The 19,420-nt window shown below is 39.4% G+C and carries 17 protein-coding genes and 1 rRNA gene; 6 read left to right on the forward strand and 12 right to left on the reverse strand.

Annotated elements, in window-relative coordinates:
• Positions 1-81: 81 nt before the first annotated feature.
• The 4 genes from ACFSKL_RS23145 to ACFSKL_RS23160 all read right to left on the reverse strand — a co-directional run bounded on the left by ACFSKL_RS23145 (position 82) and on the right by ACFSKL_RS23160 (position 5,042).
• On the reverse strand, positions 82-1,767 hold the full coding sequence (locus ACFSKL_RS23145; RefSeq protein WP_376889804.1) for a L,D-transpeptidase family protein: 1,686 nt from the start codon (positions 1,765-1,767) through the stop codon (positions 82-84).
• 328 nt (positions 1,768-2,095) lie between these two features.
• Positions 2,096-2,944, reverse strand: a complete 849-nt coding sequence (gene kdsA / locus ACFSKL_RS23150) for a 3-deoxy-8-phosphooctulonate synthase (RefSeq protein ID WP_376889806.1) — start codon at positions 2,942-2,944, stop codon at positions 2,096-2,098.
• Positions 2,937-3,497, reverse strand: a complete 561-nt coding sequence (locus tag ACFSKL_RS23155) for a KdsC family phosphatase (RefSeq protein WP_376889808.1) — start codon at positions 3,495-3,497, stop codon at positions 2,937-2,939. The genes kdsA and ACFSKL_RS23155 overlap by 8 nt, the downstream gene beginning before the upstream one ends.
• A 3-nt stretch (positions 3,498-3,500) precedes the next feature.
• Entirely contained in the window at positions 3,501-5,042 is a 1,542-nt protein-coding gene (locus ACFSKL_RS23160; RefSeq protein WP_376889810.1) for a GNAT family N-acetyltransferase, read from the reverse strand.
• Between the two features lie 162 nt (positions 5,043-5,204).
• Between ACFSKL_RS23160 and ACFSKL_RS23165 the strand changes: the two genes are divergently transcribed.
• The 3 genes from ACFSKL_RS23165 (at position 5,205) to leuS (ending at position 10,177) form a co-directional block, all read left to right on the forward strand.
• On the forward strand, positions 5,205-6,107 hold the full coding sequence (locus ACFSKL_RS23165) for a mechanosensitive ion channel family protein (protein ID WP_376889812.1): 903 nt from the start codon (positions 5,205-5,207) through the stop codon (positions 6,105-6,107).
• A 56-nt stretch (positions 6,108-6,163) separates the two neighbouring features.
• Positions 6,164-7,111, forward strand: a complete 948-nt coding sequence (locus ACFSKL_RS23170; protein ID WP_376889814.1) for a hypothetical protein — start codon at positions 6,164-6,166, stop codon at positions 7,109-7,111.
• A 291-nt stretch (positions 7,112-7,402) separates the two neighbouring features.
• Positions 7,403-10,177: a leucine--tRNA ligase gene (gene leuS, locus ACFSKL_RS23175; protein WP_376889816.1), complete on the forward strand. Its 2,775-nt coding sequence runs from the start codon at positions 7,403-7,405 to the stop codon at positions 10,175-10,177.
• Between the two features lie 274 nt (positions 10,178-10,451).
• Here the strand turns inward: leuS and ACFSKL_RS23180 are convergent, their stop codons facing one another.
• Both ACFSKL_RS23180 and ACFSKL_RS23185 read right to left on the reverse strand, forming a co-directional pair.
• Positions 10,452-10,763 carry a type II toxin-antitoxin system RelE/ParE family toxin gene (locus ACFSKL_RS23180; protein ID WP_376889818.1) on the reverse strand — a complete coding sequence of 104 codons (312 nt, stop codon included), beginning with the start codon at positions 10,761-10,763 and terminating at the stop codon, positions 10,452-10,454.
• On the reverse strand, positions 10,745-10,987 hold the full coding sequence (locus tag ACFSKL_RS23185; protein ID WP_376889820.1) for a hypothetical protein: 243 nt from the start codon (positions 10,985-10,987) through the stop codon (positions 10,745-10,747). Before ACFSKL_RS23185 ends, ACFSKL_RS23180 begins: the two co-directional genes overlap by 19 nt.
• 72 nt (positions 10,988-11,059) lie before the next feature.
• Between ACFSKL_RS23185 and ACFSKL_RS23190 the strand changes: the two genes are divergently transcribed.
• Positions 11,060-11,377, forward strand: a complete 318-nt coding sequence (locus tag ACFSKL_RS23190) for a hypothetical protein (RefSeq protein WP_376889821.1) — start codon at positions 11,060-11,062, stop codon at positions 11,375-11,377.
• A 66-nt stretch (positions 11,378-11,443) separates the two neighbouring features.
• Positions 11,444-11,968, forward strand: coding sequence for an FKBP-type peptidyl-prolyl cis-trans isomerase (locus ACFSKL_RS23195; RefSeq protein ID WP_376889822.1), 525 nt, complete (start codon positions 11,444-11,446; stop codon positions 11,966-11,968).
• Between the two features lie 131 nt (positions 11,969-12,099).
• Here the strand turns inward: ACFSKL_RS23195 and ACFSKL_RS23200 are convergent, their stop codons facing one another.
• The 5 genes from ACFSKL_RS23200 to ACFSKL_RS23220 form a co-directional block, all read right to left on the reverse strand.
• Positions 12,100-13,053 carry an ABC transporter ATP-binding protein gene (locus ACFSKL_RS23200; protein WP_376889824.1) on the reverse strand — a complete coding sequence of 318 codons (954 nt, stop codon included), beginning with the start codon at positions 13,051-13,053 and terminating at the stop codon, positions 12,100-12,102.
• Positions 13,050-13,400: an MmcQ/YjbR family DNA-binding protein gene (locus ACFSKL_RS23205; RefSeq protein ID WP_376889825.1), complete on the reverse strand. Its 351-nt coding sequence runs from the start codon at positions 13,398-13,400 to the stop codon at positions 13,050-13,052. Before ACFSKL_RS23205 ends, ACFSKL_RS23200 begins: the two co-directional genes overlap by 4 nt.
• A 31-nt stretch (positions 13,401-13,431) precedes the next feature.
• Positions 13,432-13,623, reverse strand: a complete 192-nt coding sequence (locus ACFSKL_RS23210) for a DUF6728 family protein (protein WP_376889827.1) — start codon at positions 13,621-13,623, stop codon at positions 13,432-13,434.
• A 211-nt stretch (positions 13,624-13,834) separates the two neighbouring features.
• Positions 13,835-15,814, reverse strand: coding sequence for a (E)-4-hydroxy-3-methylbut-2-enyl-diphosphate synthase (gene ispG, locus ACFSKL_RS23215; RefSeq protein ID WP_376889829.1), 1,980 nt, complete (start codon positions 15,812-15,814; stop codon positions 13,835-13,837).
• 5 nt (positions 15,815-15,819) lie between these two features.
• Positions 15,820-16,527, reverse strand: coding sequence for an SDR family oxidoreductase (locus ACFSKL_RS23220; protein WP_376889831.1), 708 nt, complete (start codon positions 16,525-16,527; stop codon positions 15,820-15,822).
• Between the two features lie 288 nt (positions 16,528-16,815).
• Between ACFSKL_RS23220 and ACFSKL_RS23225 the strand changes: the two genes are divergently transcribed.
• Positions 16,816-19,086: a helix-turn-helix domain-containing protein gene (locus tag ACFSKL_RS23225; RefSeq protein WP_376889833.1), complete on the forward strand. Its 2,271-nt coding sequence runs from the start codon at positions 16,816-16,818 to the stop codon at positions 19,084-19,086.
• A 252-nt stretch (positions 19,087-19,338) separates the two neighbouring features.
• On the opposite strand, the gene rrf is transcribed toward ACFSKL_RS23225, so the two are convergent.
• Positions 19,339-19,420 (reverse strand): 5S ribosomal RNA (rrf, locus tag ACFSKL_RS23230); the annotation flags it as partial.

Here is a 19,420-nt window from a genome sequence, read left to right on the forward strand (position 1 = left end):
GTCAGAAACAGGCAGACTATATTTTCTGATTTCATCAAAGACTCTGACTAGCTGTCGATACCAACCGATACCCAGGTTTGATCAACTTTTTCTTTCTTCTCCCAAGGCTTTGAGTATTTCATTATCCCTATTATATATATCCTGTCTATAAAACTCGTTTCCGACTGAATCTGTCCAATACGTCAAATAGAATATAACAACCGGGATTTTCCTATCGAGGTTTACTACTTTCTCTTTTTTCAACCGCATTGACTCAGCTATCTTCCCCTCTGTCCATTGGGCATCGAAAGATAGCAAAAGCTTTGCCAGCTCAGCCGGATTTTCCAATCTGATACACCCATGGCTCAAGGCCCTATCCTCCCTTGCAAAGAGACTTCTGCTAGGAGTATCATGGATATACACACTATATCTATTTGGAAACATAAACTTCACCAAACCCAATGAATTTTGCGCACCGGGACCTTGCCTGATTGTATAGGGAAATTTTCTTGGATTCACCTTCTGCCAATCTATCGAGCCAGGATCTACCTGTTCTCCCGAATTGTTTATCACTGACATGTTTTTACTTGCCAAATAATTTGGGTTCTTTTTAATGGCAGGAATAATCTCACTTCTGGTGATGGATACAGGCACTGTCCAATTAGGGCTGAAAACAATATATGACATGTCGGCATTGAATTGGGGGGTTGCATGATAGCTTTTTCCCACGATCACTTTTGAACTCAACAAGGTGTCTCTTTTGGAAATAAAATCAAGTTGGAAATTGGCTGTATTTACCAATATCAACTCTTGTTCTTTGAGATCTGAAGGCAACCACCTCAACCTCTCCATATTTACTTTGGCAGTTGCGATCAAATCACTCGGGGACTGATTGAGTGCAAATACCGTCCCTTGACCGATGATTCCATCTGGTTCCAAACCATGTCTTTTTTGCAGTTTTTTGATTCCAGGCTCCATGATACTGTCATAGACCTTGTCTTCACTCAGAGAATTTGGGTCCAAGAAGCCCCAAAAAACCAACCTTGATTTTATTTCATTGATTTGGTTATTTGAATCTCCCAACTTGATCGATTTGTCAATCTTCAATTTTTTCCAACTACCGATATATTTTGCATTGAACTTTTTTTCGTGGTCGTACATAAACCTAAGCCCATCCCTCATTTTCTTATAGATGGTAAAGGTAGGGTAAAGTGATTCAAAACTTTTTCGGATGCTCTGATTCTCAATCGCATGTACCAATCTTTCCCCTATATTGATCTCAGGTGCTGAACGATGGATATTCCATTGGGATTTCAAGTTCCCAGGATTGACTTTTCCAAGATATAAATGGGTCGAAATGATCATATAAGCGTCACTTAACAGGACATCTAATGCTGCATAATCAAACAGTTCAAAAGTTTCAATTGCCTTTTTCGACTTTTCATACTTATCAAAAAGCGCATTGACCGCTGACAAGTGGTAATCCATTGGGTTCAATCCGTCAAACTGAACCTGCTGAATCTCATAGCGCATCTCATATGCTATCTCCGGCAATACCCCACCCTCTGACCATGTAGGCATAAAAAGCCTGTCACTATAGAACTCTTTGATCACAACAGCACTGAATAAATGCTGCCCAGCTACCCTCTGGTCGCTTTCAGGACTATCCTTTTCTATCAAGCTCCTGATCAAGTTGGAGATTTCCACTTGGCTGTTTTGTGCCTTTAAGCCACCTGTTTGAAATCCCAACAGGATCAATAAAAAGAATGTGAATCGATTTTTTCTCATATGTTTGAATCTAAAACATGAATACATGATTCAATGTCGTTTAGTTAAGAAACCAGACCTGCCATGTTTAAATCTTTTATTGGTCTTCCCTGCCAAATAAGAGACCTGTTCTTATTTAATAGAAAACCTGGCAGGTCTTATCTAAACGACATTGATAAATGATTATCCGCAATGACACCAGTAGTATAAATTATGCAGGGAAATCATGCAGGGAATTCTCAACTACATCACGGGCACAAGTGTTGACAGCCAACTGCCCCTGGAAATAACATGGACACATTAGTTCCATGGTCTACTGGCAAGAAAGCGGACAATCATAGTCGGATATTTATTTCACTGAGAAATCTTGGTACTTTCTCCCAAGTTCCCATGATTCTTTCAACATCCCCAAGAAAGCTTCCATTTTGTCCAATGGGATTAGATTTGGCCCGTCACTTAGTGCCTTTGCAGGCTCAGGATGTGTCTCTATAAAAAACCCATCGACTCCGGTAGCTGCGGCTGCCCTTGCCAAGAATGGTGCAAACTCCCTTTGCCCACCACTTGTTCCGCCCTGTCCTCCAGGCTGCTGGACGCTATGCGTGATGTCGAATACCACAGGGGCAAATTGCCGCATAATAGGAAGTCCTCGCATATCCACTACCAAATTGTGATACCCTAAAGAGAATCCCCTTTCCGTCAGGCATACATGATCATTGCCGGTCGACCTCACTTTCGTCACTGCATATTGCATATCTTCCGGTGCCATAAACTGGCCTCTTTTGATTTTGACGGCTTTTCCGGTATTTCCAGCTGCCAAAAGCAGATCTGTCTGACGGCATAAAAATGCTGGTATCTGCAATACATCCACGACTTCCGCCACATCTGCCGCCTGGTAGCTTTCATGGATATCTGTGACCAAGGGTACATTCAGCTGTTTTCCAACCCGCTGCAAAACTTCCAGCGATTTATCCATCCCTATACTCCTGAATGAACCAGATGAGGTTCTATTTGCCTTGTCGAATGATGCTTTGAAAACATATGAAAAGCCGAATTTTTCAGCAAGTTCTTTTACCGTTGAGCCGATTTCTATACAGATATCAAAGCTTTCGACAGCACATGGCCCAGCAAAAAGAACCGGCTTGTTTTCTCCTAAAACCACATCTTCCGTGATTTTCATAGTTTGGGTAAATCTATTCATTATTTTGATTCGCTAATTTCTCAATTATTTCTTCCAACAATCCTTTGGATATCAACACCATATCACCTACCTCCCTGAACACACCCCGCCCCCCTTCCAATGAGGACACCAAATGAACCCTGTCTTTGATATATGGCAATGCATCTGCAGGACAAACTGACAATCCAACCTGGGTGAGTATCGGAAGATCTATCAAATCATCTCCAAGATAGGCAACATTTGACAAATCAAGCTCCAGGGTTTCCAGGATCTCATTAAGCTTTCTGCCCTTATCTTTGATCCCATGATAATGGAAGTCAAAGTTCAGTTCTTCACAACGGTCTTCTACCACTTTGGACTTGCGCCCTGTGATAGCACCGACCATGATACCATTTTTCCTCAGGTGGCTTACAATCAACCCGTCCTTGACATTGAATTTTTTTGATTCCAGGCGATTATCATCGTAGATAATCCCACCATCTGTAAGTACACCATCCACATCCGTAATTATCAAGCGAATATCTTTGGCTCTTGTTTTTATTTCCTCGGTCAGTCCCGAAAGGTAATTTTGCATATTCTATTTCTTTTTCTTCCAATGAATGGAATATAGGTCTAATCTTCTTTGCTCCAGATTCCTTACACTTCCAGCCTTTCTCTGTTTGGTAAGAAGATCCAAATCAACATCTGCCACGATCGTAGTCTCTGCATTTTCAGAAGCCTGGGCCACTGTGGCATCATGTGGAAATGAAAAATCAGATGGGGAATAAATAGCCGCCTGGGAAAATTGGATATCCATATTCTCTACCCTGGGCAGATTCCCAACAGACCCTGTGATTGCGACATAACATTCATTCTCAACAGCCCTGGCCTTGGCACATGTATTGACTCTCAAAAATGCATTTTTTGTATCTGTCCAATAGGGAACAAATAAAATATCCATTTCCTGCTCCGCCAAAATCCTCCCCAATTCCGGAAACTCCACATCATAACATATCAAAATACCTATTTTCCCTGCATCTGTATCAAACACTTTAATGCCGTTTCCACCTTGCAATCCCCAATAAGATTGTTCATCAGGTGTAATGTGAAGTTTGTATTGTTTATCAACTGTCCCATCTCTTCTGCACAAATAACTTACATTCCTAAGTTTCTTTCCATCATATTCGGGCATGCTCCCTGCGATGATGTTAACATTGTAGGACAAAGCCAAATCACGCATCCTTGTCACAATTTCATCTGTATAATCTGCCACATTCCTAATTGCCTCTGAGGCATCCATATCATTGAATTCTGCCAATAAGGGTGCATTGAAAAACTCGGGCAACAGGCAAAAATCCGACTTATACCCAGAAACTGTATCCACAAAAAACTCTACCTGCTGCATCAAGTCATCTACATTATTGAAACGGCGCATTTTCCACTGGACAAGCCCCAGCCTGACAATGGATTTTTTGTTCCCAATGAGCTTTTCATCCTTTTCATAATAGATGTTGATCCATTCCAAAAGTGTAGCATATGCCCTTGAGTCAGTATCCTCCGGCAAATATTTGGTAATCACCTTTCTTACGTGAAATTCATTTGCCAGCTGAAAAGAAAGTACCGGATCAAATATTTCCTTGCTTTTTACCAAGTCAATATATTTCCGGGGGGTCATCTGATCATAGTATTTTGAATAACCCGGAATCCTTCCCCCTGCAATAATCGACCGCAAATTCAAGTTCTCACACAATTCTTTTCTTGCATCATACAACCTTCTTCCCAGACGCATCCCCCTATATTCCTTGTCTACAAATACATCCGTCCCATAAAGTGTATCACCATCAGAATCGTGTGTATCAAACTTGCCAAACCCAGTGATTTGATCGTAGGTATGGTTATCTCCAAACTTGGTATAATCTACAATAAGACTTAGCGCTGCCGCCACCACTTTACCATTATCTTCTATACAAATCTGGCCTTCAGGAAACACCTTCAGCTGGTTTTTCAACTCCTGACGTGTCCATGCTCCTCCCGGCTCTTTGTAAATACTGACCATGATTTCCCTAATATCATCATAATCAGCAAGTTTTATATTTCTTAATTTTAAGCGGTGTTCTAATTCTTCTTTTTGCTTAGTCATGTTACAAAATTAAATAATTTCCAGCCAAATATTCTAAAACATTGATTTTCTAAATCCGCAACCAAAGTATATTCTGAATTTAGAACAATCTCTTTGCCATATTGACACAACAAAATATTCATGCTATTTTAGCATAAATTAAAATTTGAACACTTTTAAAATATGGAAGAGAAACTTAAGGATTTCAAAAACAACACAATAGCAGATTTTTTTGATTTCATGAATGAAATCTTAAGTTTCAAGCTGTTTTCTATTGGTACTTCAAGTCTTACCGTCGGTCTACTTATTTCTTTGATTTTTTCGGTTTTCCTTTTATTGATCATTTCAGAAGCAATCAGGAGGTTTTTGGTCAAAAGGGTATTGGTGAAATACAAAATAGAAGCCGGAACAAGACAATCTATCGCAACCATTATCAAGTACCTGATTGTAACTGCAGGTTTGTTCTCTATTTTGCAGACAAGTGGCATTGATTTGAGCGCATTCGGCATATTGGCGGGAGCACTTGGTGTAGGTATTGGTTTTGGCTTGCAAAACATCACCAACAACTTTATAAGCGGCCTGATTATTTTATTTGAACAGCCGATCAAAGTAGGAGACCGCATCGAAGTCGGGGATATAGCAGGTGATGTGATTGTCATATCAGCCAGGTCAACCACGATTGTCACCAATGACAATATTTCAGTCATCATCCCAAACAGCCAATTTATAGACAGCCAAGTCATCAACTGGTCGCACAATGATAGGAATATCAGATTCAATTTCCCTGTTGGTGTCTCTTACAAGGAAGATCCACAAATAATCAAATCGATCCTGATCAAAGTTGCCAAAGACAATGTAGGGGTATTGAAAAGCCCGGAACCCGATGTCCTTTTCGATGAATTTGGAGATAGTAGCCTGAATTTCACCTTGAGGGTTTGGTCTTCCGACTACATCAATAGACCGAAGGTATTAAAAAGTCAACTTTATTATGAGATTTTCAAAAAATTCAAGGAAGAAGGAATAGAAATACCATTTCCTCAAAGAGATATTCATATAATCTCAGGTGAAGAAAAATTGATAAATTGAAGTTTATTGCTTTATTTACAAATCTTTTCTTCCATCTAGATCAAGATACATCGATAATGCCAAGACTGCTAAAGCAGATTATAATATTTGCGATATTCTACTTCGTCACCGACTTGGTTTATTCCCAAAGTTTGTATCGGTATAGATTTGAAGAACCATGGTCTGTATCTATGTCAATAGGACCAACGCAGTATTTTGGCGAACTCTACTCTCTCTGGAAATACAATGAAGGTGTGCAGCCTGATTGGAATGCAAACATCGCTGTGAGAAGAACCATGGGGACTAGAACCCGTCTCCGTGCTGATTTTTCCTATTACCAGATTTCCGGACAAGACCCACCAGCTGACCCAAGATCCAACAGATCCCCTAGGAATTTACATTTCAGGGCTAGGAATGTCGAAGCCGCTTTGATCGGTGAGTATCATTGGAAACCAGTAAAACTATACAACATCACCAGAAACTTCTTCAACCTCTATGCTTTTGCTGGAGTGGGAGTATCTTCCAACAACCCAAAAGCTGAATTGGATGGAGAATGGGTAAACCTTAGGCCATTACAACTCGAAAACAACCCCTACAACAAATACATCATGGTATTCCCTACCGGTATTGGGGCAAAGTACAAACTGAATGTATATGCAGATCTTACGCTTGAGCTAAATTACAGATGGACATTGACCGACTACATGGATGACATCAGTGCTTACAATGTAAGTGATTTTTATCTTGATTTGATTGCCGATTACGGAACCTTCGGAGAAGGTCCAAACCCGGATAGGTTAAGACTTGCAATTAGAAATCCCAACTTCTTGGATGACAATGGCAATCCAGATGTGCAAAGGATATTGAACAATGGAGGGAGAATCAGACGCGGTTCAGGTCTCGAAGAGCGATTTGATGGTTATTTGAGTATAAATTTAGGCATTGAAGTCTACCTTTCCCCAGACATCTGGGACAATTGGATTTTCAGAAATAGAATCAATGAGAAGCGATTCAGATTCTGGTAAGACTTGGTTAAATGAGGCAACTTACAAGTGCTGTCAAGATAGTCTTACAATCTATCTTTTTAAGGATCTGTTAGATCCCTTCTCCAAAGTGTATAAATCAGGGGCATAGCCCATACATCTTTGTAGAAAAAATGATTCACCCTAATTTTAGGGGCGTAGCCCTGTAATCTTATATTCAATTGACTTATCGACAAAATACTCCTTGAAGTATTGAAGATCCTACCGGCTTTTATCACTAAATTTTCTATTTTTGCAAGCAATTCATTATTTTAAGTAAAGCATTCTTTCAAAATGGCTGATTATAATCCTCAGGAAATAGAAAAAAAATGGCAGAAAAACTGGGAACAAAACCAGATTTTCAATGCCAAAGTTGACACTAGCAAACCTAAGTTTTACTCTTTGGACATGTTCCCTTACCCTTCTGGTGCCGGGCTCCATGTAGGACATCCACTGGGATATATAGCCTCAGACATCATCACAAGATATAAAAGACTACAAGGATACAATGTCCTTCACCCAATGGGCTATGATTCTTTTGGTCTTCCAGCAGAGCAATATGCCATCCAGACAGGTCAGCACCCTGCTATTACGACTGAAGAAAATATCAAGAGATACACCGAACAATTGAAAAACATCGGTTTTGCATTTGATTGGGAAAAAGAAGTAAGAACATCAGATCCCGCATACTATCGCTGGACACAGTGGATATTCATGCAACTTTTCAATAGCTATTACGACAAATCCGAAGATAAAGCCAAAAGCATAGATTCCTTGATAGAACATTTCGAGAAATCAGGGAATACTGGGGTAAATGCGGTATGTGATGAGGATACAGCTGAATTTTCCGCTGAAGATTGGGCAGGTTATTCCGAAAAGGAAAAACAAGAAATCCTTTTGAAGTATAGATTGACATTTTTAGCTGAAACGACCGTCAATTGGTGTGCTGCCTTGGGAACGGTACTTTCCAACGACGAAGTCAAAGATGGCTTCTCGGAAAGAGGAGGCCACCCTGTTGAGAGAAAAAAAATGATGCAATGGTCTATGCGTATCACTGCATATGCAGACAGGTTGCTAAGAGGATTGGATACCGTAGAATGGACAGAACCCATCAAGGAAATGCAGCGCAATTGGATTGGAAAATCCAAGGGGGCAGAGATGGTCTTCCAAGTCAAGGGACAGGATAAGCAAATCAAAGTGTTTACGACAAGAATTGACACTATTTATGGGGTTACCTACTTGGCTTTGGCCCCAGAACATGATTTTGTCCAAGACTTGATCACCGAAGACCAACGTACTACGGCAGAAGCTTATGTGGAAGTAGCCAAAAACCGCTCAGAAAGAGATAGGATGACAGATGTCAAAATAATCTCAGGAGCATTTACAGGATCATATGCCATCAATCCTTTCAATGGAGAAGAAATCCAAATTTGGATTGCTGATTATGTTTTGGCAGGATATGGGACAGGCGCCGTTATGGCAGTTCCTGCACATGATGAGAGGGATTACAACTTCGCCAAACATTTTGGCTTGGAAATCCGCCAAGTGATCGAAGGAAGTATGGAAGAAGGCTCTTTCCCAGGAAAGGGAGGTATCATCATGAATTCAGATTTCCTGTCAGGTTTGGAAATGCAGGCAGCGATGGATAAAGCCATTGACTTTGTGGAAGCTAGAAAAATAGGGAAGGGAAAAATCCAATTCAGGATGCGGGATGCGATTTTCACCAGACAGCGCTATTGGGGAGAGCCGCTACCAGTATATTTCAAAGAAGGGCTTCCATATTTGATTGAAGAAAAAGATTTGCCATTGGTATTGCCTGAAGTGGACAAATATCTTCCTACCGAGGATGGAGAACCGCCATTGGCTAGGGCAAAAAACTGGAATTACCAAACCTCCGAAGGAGAATACCCATTGGAAAGAAGCACCATGCCTGGATGGGCAGGTTCTAGTTGGTACTTCTTCCGCTACATGGATCCGAAAAATGAGGAGAAATTTGTAGACCAAGAAATCGCCAAATATTGGGGAGCTGTAGATCTCTATATCGGTGGGGCTGAGCATGCGACTGGACATCTTTTGTATTCCAGATTTTGGACCAAATTCCTATTTGATATCGGTGTAGTGACTATTGAAGAACCATTCCAAAAAATGATCAACCAAGGAATGATCCAAGGTAGGTCAAATTTTGTATATAGAGTCAAAGGGACAAATAAATTCGTCAGCCTTGGACTAAAGGATGAATACGACACTACCTCTATGCATGTAGATGTCAATATTGTCCATAACGACCAATTGAATCTGGATAAATTCAAGGCTTGGAGACCTGACTTGGCGGATGCTGAATTTATTCTTGAAGATGGAAAATATCTTTGTGGTGCAGAAGTGGAGAAAATGTCCAAATCAAAATACAATGTTGTCAACCCAGATGACATCATAGAAAGATATGGAGCTGATACCTTAAGACTTTACGAAATGTTCTTAGGTCCACTAGAGCAATTCAAACCTTGGAATACCAATGGCATCGATGGCGTTTCCAAGTTTTTGAAAAAGCTTTGGAAACTATACCATAACAATGCTGGTGAAGTGTCTGTGTCCAATGATGCTCCAAGCAAGGAGGAGTTGAAAACACTCCATAAGACTATCAAAAAGACAGAGGAGGATTTGGAGAATTACTCTTTCAATACTTCTGTAGCTTCATTTATGATCTGTGTCAATGAATTGACCGCATTGAAATGCAACAAAAGAGCTATCTTGGAACCACTTGCTGTATTGGTTTCTCCTTATGCACCGCATATTGCGGAGGAATTATGGGCTTTGTTGGGAAATAAGGATTCTATCATCCATGCAAATTTCCCGGAATTCAAAGAAGAATTCCTCGTGGAAAACAGTCATGAGTATCCAGTTTCGATCAATGGAAAAATGAGAACCAAGCTTTCCCTTTCATTGAGTTTGAGCAAGGAGGAAATAGAAAAAGCCGCATTGGAAGACGAAACAGTCCAGAAATGGCTGGAAGGGAATGCCCCGAAAAAGATGATTGTGGTACCGGGCAAGATTGTGAATATTGTTATTTAAAAATATGTATATACGGAATGATGTCAGTAATAGAATAAAAGCCAGGTTTTTGGTTCAATTCTATACTAATTGATATTAGATATTTGTTGATATTGATTCAATACAACCATTAATGCTAGAAATTGAGATTATTGGCAAAGAAACGTATAACCATATTTAAAAATTTCAAGAAAAAAGGTTGGATCTCTTTCAAAAGGCATCCAACCTTTTTTCTTTCATAGTACTAGATCAAGATTCTATTTTTGTAACAGTAAAAACATTCTTGTAAATTGGCTTAAATATCATCTAATATCTTAACAAGTTTTTTGGGATCTTGTCTGTTATTCCAAAAAGAGGTTATTAAAATGTCCTTTTCCCTTACTTTGTAGTAAATGCTATAATTTCCAAATGAAGATACACGAGTATCCTTGAAATCTGTCACTTTATAAATCAATGGATTTTCTGCAATTTGTTTTGTTAATTCGGAAACCAATTTTAGTAGTTTTTTTGAATATGTGTTAGATTTGTTTCTCTTAACCCAATATTCTAAAACTCCGACAAACTGGATATCTGCAGTTCTTGTCCAAACTACATTTCGTTTAGCCATTCCAGATTTCTTTTATCCATTATTTCTTGAGAAATCAACTTTCCACTTTTTATATCCTGCTCACTCAATTCCAAAATTGCTCTCTGCTCTTTTGTTAATTCAACAATGCCAGGTTGGGATGAACTTGAAGCAATAAGTTTATCTAGGGCTTCTAAAAATTCCCTATTATTTATTGACAATATTTTATCAATCAAACCGCTTCTTATTTTTTCTATTGATGCCATTTTTCTTTAATTTTCGTTTCTAAATATCCAAAAAACCAGCCATTTTCCCTAATCTACCACAACGATAATATTTTGAACAAGTTTTTCATCACATTTGCAGCACTTCTAGCTTCTGGAGTTTTCACTTACTCTTATCTTAGAGAATGGGTAGGAATAAAATGGTTGGGAGAAACAATAAACCTTCAGACAAATAATCCTGATGCCCCATATTTCCATGCTTCGGAAGATTTGTACCTCTTGAACATCCTTATTTTCGGATTACTTTTTTTGTCGATTTTCAGCTTGACTGTTTATGCTATTTGGAAAAAGAAGCATCGCTTGATATTTTTATCTTTTGTTCTAAGCATGCTTAGCATATTTGCCATTATGGTCAATGGGGCTATTAAGTAAGTAAATCAGATGATTGTCAGGGCATTTATCAAAATAAATGTACCTTTGCAGTCTGAAAAAAACAATATGAAAATTACAAACAACTCAGTAGTAGGGCTTACCTATGAACTCAAAGTAAGCAAGGACGAGGAAGAAGTGGAATCAGCACCATTCAGTGTAGAGGTAAGAGATGGAGAAGATCCTTTCTTTTTCCTTTTTGGAAATAGTGGATTGCCTGAAAAATTCGAAGAATTACTTGCTGGAAAAGCAAAAGGAGATAGCTTTAATTTTATTATCACTGCTGAAGAAGCTTATGGCGAAGCTGATGAAGAAATGATCATGGCATTGCCCAAAAGTCAATTCAATTCACAAAATGGGTTTGAGCCAAATATGCTCGAAGAAGGTAATTTCCTCCCTCTTGTAGATGAAAATGGCTATCCGATGCAAGCAAAAGTAATCAAAGATCTGGGTGAGGAAATATTATTGGACTTCAACCACCCATTGGTTGGTTTTGACCTCCATTTTGACGGTGAGGTTTTTGAAGTACGCGAAGCTACTGCAGAAGAACTGGAACATGGACATGTTCATGGCGAACACGGTCATCAACATTGATATAAAAAGAGCTTGTCTCAAAAGTCAATTTTGAGAATCAAACTAATGAAGGAATAAGTAATGAGGTCAAAGAAGCTAGGGATCCCCCTCTCTTCTTTGACCTTTGTTCTTTTCATACCTTCTTAGAATTTCTAAAAAGAGATTTCCTTTGCTTTGTCCCATTGGAGATATAACCGATCACCAACTGCAAACACCCTTTTTTTATCTTCTACCTTCCATTCAGAACCATTGGAAAACTGGACTGTCAATTGGTTATAATGCACCAGATACTGTTTGTCAATCACCTTGGCAGCAGTCCCCGCACTTTTGAACAAAAGCACATCAGAAGGTCTGATATAGGTTTTTGGTTTTTGTGAAACGGGATTCAAATGACTAAAAAGTTTCGCTGCATAAAGGTTTTTAGGCTTTTCAAATATTGCCTCAGGAGAGCCTTTTTGAATCAGTTTCCCTTTTTGCATGACCACCAAAGTCTCTGTCATCTGCAATGCATCATCCAAATCATGGGTTACAAAAATAACGGTAACCTCCAATTTTCTAAATATTGCCTTCAACTCCACTATCAACTCCCTTCGCTGAATCGTATCCAAACTAGAAAATGGCTCATCCAACAAAATAACCTGTGGCTCCAAACTTAAAGCCCTGCCAATTGCCACTTTTTGCTGCTGACCACCAGAAAGCTGCCTTGGTAATTTATCCCTAAACTCCACCAAGCCCAAAAGATTCAAAAGCTGATTGATCCTTTGCTTTTTATATTCCTTTTCATATTGAATCAAAGGCCTTCCTATATTCTCTTCTACAGTGGAATTGGGATATAAATGATACTCCTGAAAAACCAGTTGGATTTCGTCATAGCCCGGAACCAATTTCTCCTTGGGAGTCAAGATCCTTTCCTCGCCCAGAAAAACTTCCCCTGAATTCTTATTCTCCAGACCTGCAATGATTCTTAAAAGTGTGCTTTTCCCCGACCCACTCTCGCCTACCAATGAGACAATCTGACCACGTGGAATCTCCAAAGAAAAATCAACTATTGCTGGCTTGTCATTCTGGTAGACCTTCTGAATTGAATCGATCTTTAGGTAACTCATTTTTGCAAGTCTTCTTTTATTTTCTTGGGCAGGCTATTATAAACCAATTCATAGGAATGATCCACGAGTTCCAAGATAAACTTGTCTGACAATCCGGCATTAAAGATAACTGTATTCCAATGCTTTTTATTCATGTGATATCCAGGCACAATTGAATCATGCTTTTCGCGCAATTCTACGGCGTACTCGGGGTCACATTTCAGGTTTACACTTTCAAAAAGTTCTATATCGATTATAGCAAAAATCTTCCCCCCTACTTTAAAGCAAAGTGTATTCGCATCGAAGGGTGTATCTTCCGAAGCTCCTGATTTCGAAAGACAATATTCTCTGAAGAAACTGATATTCATTGTTTGTTATTCTTTTTGCTAAGTTAGGCAATCAGAACATTCTCTTTGCAACCCAAACAAGAATTGCTGCCAAAAACATCAAAATCGATATTTTATTGATCCCATGCATCATTCTCAAGTTGAAATTGCTTTTCTTATTCGGATCAGGCTTTTGGAATACCCTTATAAAGTAATTACCCAATTCTCCGAGCTGAAAGAACTCTTTTAATTTGCTATTTGCCATGTTGTATTTATTCTTTATGATTATCCGCTTTCTTGCACGTAGCCAAACAACAGATTGTTGGATGAAATATTTTAGGTTCTGTTGACTGTGCGCTGTTGTCTATTGACTAGTATCCGCAACCTATAAAGCTTCTTCTTACCCAACGTGCAACATTGCGGATACCCATATTATTCTTAATCAGAAAATGGTATTTGATTTAATCGATCCATGGTTAAACTTCTGGTTCAATCCACATGCCGTCTTTTCTGATGATTTCGATCAATTCATCTACAGCTTTCTCCGAAGGAACTGACCTTTTTACTACCTCTTTTCCTTTGTATAGGGTTATTTTCCCCTTTCCTGAGCCTACATATCCAAAATCAGCATCAGCCATTTCCCCTGGACCATTCACGATACAACCCATGATTCCAATTTTAACCCCTTTCAAATGATCTGTCCTTTTGCGGATCATAGCCGTTGTTTCCTGGAGATCAAAGAGAGTCCTTCCACAGGACGGACAGGAAATATACTCTGTTTTGGACATCCGGGTTCTTGCTGCCTGCAAAACCCCAAAGCTGATTGAATTATGTAACTTGATCTGATCCAGAATAGTTTCTCTGTTCGATTCACTATAATCAGAAGCATCGATCATCACTCCGTCTCCAAGACCGTCAATCAACAAACCCCCAACATCCGTCGCTGCATACAGCATGATTTGATCCTGACTTTTCTCTTTGTAGGTGACTTTTGGTACAACTGGAACTTGAATATTATTTTCCAATAAAATAACAAACGCTCTTCTCAACGCAGCATAGTTATGGATGTTTTCACTCGACAGAATGACTACTACATCTTTTCTATGCTTCAAAAATTTTACAGCTTCTTCCACTTCCAAATCCGAAATCATCAAGAAATTCAAACCCACATGAAAATTGTTTGAAGCTTTAAATTCAGCTAAAGTAAATGCAGGAAACTTGTTTTCTTTATCTCCGGAATTTTTCCAAATGGAGAAATCCTGTATTTCCTTCATTCCGTTTGGAAGCATGAAGGGAATGGGATTGGAACCAGAGAATACATAATCGGCTCCCTGATCATTCATTTTCCACTTATCCAATTCTGGCAGGTAGAAATGACCAACCTGCTTCATCTCTTTCGGTTGGATTTTATCTATGATTGATATATCTGTAATTACCCTTGGAACATTACCACCTCCAAAATTGAACACTTCGAATGTTACCCTCTTGTTGTATTCAAAAGGGGAAATGGGATACTGGCTAATTCCCGATATTGGGTCATGTCCTTCCCTTTGGTTATACCTATCTACCAGAGCCTGTGCTACCGGCGCTTCAAATTCCGGATCTTCGGTCAGTGACACTCTCACTGTATCACCCAAACCATCTTCCAATAAAGTCCCTATACCAACAGCTGATTTGATTCTTCCATCTTCTCCATCACCAGCTTCGGTTACACCTAGGTGCAGAGGATAAGGTTTAAAACCTCCTTCTTCCAGCTTTTGGACCAGCAACCTGTAAGCTTGAACCATCACTTGGGTATTGGAAGATTTCATGGAAATCACAATGTCATAATACCCTTCATCCTCACAAATCCTCAAAAACTCCAAGGCAGACTCTACCATTCCCAATGGGGTATCTCCATAGCGGCTCATGATCCTATCAGAAAGAGACCCATGGTTTGTACCGATTCGCATCGCAGTACCATGTTCCTTGCATATTTTCACCAAGGGAAGAAAACGCTCTTTGATTCTATCCAATTCTTCTTGGTAACTTTCATCGGAATATTCTATGACCTCAAATTTCTTCTTATCCGCATAGTTCCCTGGATTGATCCTTACCTTTTCTACAATCTTGGCTGCCAATTCCGCAGCATTGGGTGTAAAATGTATATCCGCCACCAAAGGCGTTGAGTAGCCCCTTTTTCTTAATTCATCCTTGATCAACTGAAGATTTTCAGCCTCCTTCATACTCGGCGCAGTAATCCTTATCAACTGACACCCACTCTCAATCATCCGGATACATTGCTCTACAGAGCCCATGGTGTCCATAGTATCTACCGTGGTCATAGACTGTACCACAATTGGGTTATCCCCACCGATGAGCACATCACCTACCTTCACAGGGATTGTCTTCCTTCTTGAATATGAAGTAAGGCTATTGCAATATTTAATCTTATCCAACAATGCTTTGGTTTCCATAAATCTTATAAATCTCCTAATTGGGGTCTAATAACTATCTCTTCAACAACAGAACTAGGGGAAAGGTTATATGCCCCCCAAACAGATTCAGCTACATCGCCTGATTTCATAAATCTCTCTTCCGGAATATCTACCCCTGCCCAGCTGGCAGTGAAAGTCGCTCCCGGCAAAACAGATGTGACTTTTATATTAAACTCCTTCAATTCTTCTCTCAAACATTTGGTAAATCCCAACATTGCCCATTTGGAAATCGCATAACTGCCCCCATTGGCATAAGCTGTCAAACCGGCTATAGATCCTATCGAAAAAATATGTCCCGACCTATTCTCAATCAATTCAGCAGTAAATGCCCTTGTCAAATAGTATGCAGAGAACAGATTCGTCTGAATCATCAATTCCAAATTACCCTCAGGCTCAGAATGTATCGCGCCAGGCAAAAACACGCCTGTATTATTGATCAACACATTTGGACAACCTATATTGTTTTTTACTTCCCTGGAAAAATTCAGTACCTCCTCTTTCTTGGAAAGGTCCGCCTTCATCACAAATATAGATTGTTTAGGGAAATTGGCTTCGAAATAGGTTTTCAATTCATGCAAATCATTCTCATTTCTTGAGCAGGTAGAAACCGAAAAACCTTCTTTGGCAAACCTTTCTATGATTGCCCTTCCAATACCCTTCGTCCCACCTGTGACTAATATATGTTTTGACATTTACTTCACGTTTTAATAGTTAGTATGACAACTATCTACAGGGGACAAAGTTACATTATTTTAAAAACTTTACGAACTTAATGCATTTTTACTCGGGCAATTTTCATTTTTGTAGTAATTTTAAATGACTATCCGCTTTCTTGTACGTAGCCAAACAAAATATTGTTGGGTGAGCAATTTGAGTTTCTGTTGACTGTGAACTGTTGTCTGTTGACGAGTATCCGCATCGAATAAAGTCATTTTTATCACAACGTGCAACATTGCGGATACTCATATAATTTTATTCATATGGAGATTCAGACTACAGATAGACTAGAACTTGCCGCACATTTTGTCAATAGTACAAATAGTCCAATATTTTTAACAGGAAAAGCTGGCACAGGCAAGACAACATTTTTGAAAAACCTTGCGGAAATCACACACAAAACTTATGTAACCCTCGCTCCAACAGGCATCGCAGCCCTACATGCCAAAGGTGTCACTATCCATTCACAGTTTTTGTTACCCTTTGGATCATTCCTTCCCACCAGAGAGCCTGAAGGTAATTTCACCAAAAGCGGGAATTTCTTTACACAGTATAGCCTAGGTAGAAAACATACCTTGAATAGTGCAAGAAAGAAGGTGCTTAAATCCGTTGAGCTTCTGATCATTGATGAAGTCAGTATGCTCAGGGCAGACATTCTGGATGCCATTGATTACCGGATGAAAAGTGTCAAAAGGAATTTTGACGAGCCATTTGGTGGGGTACAGGTATTGATGATCGGAGATTTGTTCCAATTGCCCCCTATTGTCAAAGACGAGGAATGGCAAGTACTGGGAAAATTCTACAAAAGCATGCATTTTTTCGAAGCCAAAGCCCTGGAAAGCTCTGGATTGGTTTATATCGAACTCAATAAAATTTTTAGGCAAAAAGATGATCAATTTATTCAAATCCTGAATAATTTAAGGGAGAACAAAACAACCCAAGAAGACATCAGCTTTCTGAACCAATTCTTCAAAACCGAAGAGGAAATCCAAAAGCTGAAAAACAATATCATCATCACTACCCATAATTACAAAGCAGAAGCACACAATCAAAAGGAACTGGGATTATTAAAAAGCAAATCACATTTTTTTGAAGCTGTAGTCAAAAATGATTTTCCCGAAAACATCTATCCTATCCCCAAAAGGTTAGAGCTGAAAGAAGGTGCACAAGTCATGTTCATCAAAAATGACAGCAGTGGGTTCTCCGAATTTTTCAATGGTAAAATGGCTATTGTCAAGAGCATCTATGATGATGAGGTCAAGGTGATCATGACCGATAATAGACAGGAATATGTTCTCAAGAAAGAAATCTGGGAAAACAAAAGATACGCAGTAAAAGAAGATACGAAAGAGTTGCAGGAGGAGGTAATTGGGACATTTGAACAGTACCCGGTCAAACTTGCTTGGGCAGTGACAGTCCACAAAAGCCAAGGACTTACCTTTGATAAAGCAATTATAGATATAGGACAGGCTTTCGCTCCTGGACAGGTATATGTGGCACTAAGTAGGCTTAGAAGTTTGGATGGTTTGACATTGAGAACCAGAATCCAATCGAATGTTATCAGTTCAGACCACCAAGCACTTGTATTCACCAGAGAAACCAATACCCATCAACGTCCCCTTGAAGTGCTTATAAAGGATCATCAGGTTCTATATATCCAAAAGTTGTTGGTAGGTACTTTTGACTTCTCACAAATTTTGGAAAACATTGAGGCTTTTTCAAAGGAAAACAGCAGCACCATGGAATTTGAAGACCAAGAGATGCGTGAATCTGTCTCCAAAATCTATCAATCCATACTTGCCGAAGGAGAAAACACATATAGATTCCAAAGGCAGCTTATCTACTTGCTTCAAACAAAAGAAGAAAACCACCTATTGGAAAGACTTGAAAAAGGCAGTGGGTATTATTCCAACCTCCTCAAGGATACTTTAAAGCAGCTAATGTACCATGCAGCAGAAGTAGAGCGGTTTTCAAAGACTAAGACCTACTTGGAGGGCGTCTCAGAAATAGAAATATTATTATTAAAAAAATTAGGTGAGCTTCAAAAAGTCACCTTCTTGGTTCCTGCAATATTGAATGGAGAGGAAATAGGAAAAATGGAAGCCATTACCCGCAATTTGGTTCAATTAAGAATTGGATTGGCACAAGAGGCAAAACAAGCTGCAAAAGACAATCCCAAATTCGCTTCGGGAAAAACCGGAAGAAAAAAGAAGAAATCTGAAAGCCCCAACATCAAATTGGAAAAAGGAGAAACCTTCGAAATCACCTACACCCTCAGTATAGAAGGAAAAAGTATAGAAGAGATTGCTGCATACAGAGAACTTGCCGAATCAACCATCAAAGGACATTTAGCAAAAGGTATTATCGCAGGAAAAGTAGATATATTCAATCATCTCTCAACAGAACTTGTAAAGGAAATATCCGTATTGCTTGAGCTAGAAGATGGAGAACTTGGAGTAATCAGAGAAAAAAATCCTGGAAAATACGATTTTGGAACATTAAGAATGGTCGCTGCATATTTGGCGAGAGATTGATTCTAACCAAACCTTTGATGTTTCAAAAAACCTCGAAGGTTTCCGCCACAAGTCTATCCGCTATACTTTTAGGGTTGCCACGCATCTAAATCCACATATCATTCATCATTCCGGTCATTTCAAAAAAGCAATCCCATCATAAACATCTCCCAGATTAAAAAAACTTGGGTGTCTCTGCGCCTCTGCGTGAAACCTCTCTCCCCCAAACGCAAAAAAGCCAGTCCGAAGGATATCGGGACTGGCTTTGGAATAATGTGGCGGCGACCTACTCTCCCGGGTGTAACCCCAGTACCATCGGCGCGGCAGGGCTTAACTTCTCTGTTCGGGATGGGAA

The sequence above is a fragment of the Belliella marina genome (assembly GCF_042682445.1).
Taxonomy (GTDB): Bacteria; Bacteroidota; Bacteroidia; order Cytophagales; family Cyclobacteriaceae; genus Belliella; species Belliella marina.

What these genes read in the sequence shown, in the direction of transcription:
- ACFSKL_RS23145 (WP_376889804.1), bottom strand. Translation starts at nt 1,767, where the DNA reads ATGAGAAAAAATCGATTCACATTCTTTTTATTGATCCTGTTGGGATTT.
- kdsA (WP_376889806.1), bottom strand. Translation starts at nt 2,944, where the DNA reads ATGAATAGATTTACCCAAACTATGAAAATCACGGAAGATGTGGTTTTA.
- ACFSKL_RS23155 (WP_376889808.1), bottom strand. Translation starts at nt 3,497, where the DNA reads ATGCAAAATTACCTTTCGGGACTGACCGAGGAAATAAAAACAAGAGCC.
- ACFSKL_RS23160 (WP_376889810.1), bottom strand. Translation starts at nt 5,042, where the DNA reads ATGACTAAGCAAAAAGAAGAATTAGAACACCGCTTAAAATTAAGAAAT.
- ACFSKL_RS23165 (WP_376889812.1), top strand. Translation starts at nt 5,205, where the DNA reads ATGGAAGAGAAACTTAAGGATTTCAAAAACAACACAATAGCAGATTTT.
- ACFSKL_RS23170 (WP_376889814.1), top strand. Translation starts at nt 6,164, where the DNA reads ATGCCAAGACTGCTAAAGCAGATTATAATATTTGCGATATTCTACTTC.
- leuS (WP_376889816.1), top strand. Translation starts at nt 7,403, where the DNA reads ATGGCTGATTATAATCCTCAGGAAATAGAAAAAAAATGGCAGAAAAAC.
- ACFSKL_RS23180 (WP_376889818.1), bottom strand. Translation starts at nt 10,763, where the DNA reads ATGGCTAAACGAAATGTAGTTTGGACAAGAACTGCAGATATCCAGTTT.
- ACFSKL_RS23185 (WP_376889820.1), bottom strand. Translation starts at nt 10,987, where the DNA reads ATGGCATCAATAGAAAAAATAAGAAGCGGTTTGATTGATAAAATATTG.
- ACFSKL_RS23195 (WP_376889822.1), top strand. Translation starts at nt 11,444, where the DNA reads ATGAAAATTACAAACAACTCAGTAGTAGGGCTTACCTATGAACTCAAA.
- ACFSKL_RS23200 (WP_376889824.1), bottom strand. Translation starts at nt 13,053, where the DNA reads ATGAGTTACCTAAAGATCGATTCAATTCAGAAGGTCTACCAGAATGAC.
- ACFSKL_RS23205 (WP_376889825.1), bottom strand. Translation starts at nt 13,400, where the DNA reads ATGAATATCAGTTTCTTCAGAGAATATTGTCTTTCGAAATCAGGAGCT.
- ACFSKL_RS23210 (WP_376889827.1), bottom strand. Translation starts at nt 13,623, where the DNA reads ATGGCAAATAGCAAATTAAAAGAGTTCTTTCAGCTCGGAGAATTGGGT.
- ispG (WP_376889829.1), bottom strand. Translation starts at nt 15,814, where the DNA reads ATGGAAACCAAAGCATTGTTGGATAAGATTAAATATTGCAATAGCCTT.
- ACFSKL_RS23220 (WP_376889831.1), bottom strand. Translation starts at nt 16,527, where the DNA reads ATGTCAAAACATATATTAGTCACAGGTGGGACGAAGGGTATTGGAAGG.
- ACFSKL_RS23225 (WP_376889833.1), top strand. Translation starts at nt 16,816, where the DNA reads ATGGAGATTCAGACTACAGATAGACTAGAACTTGCCGCACATTTTGTC.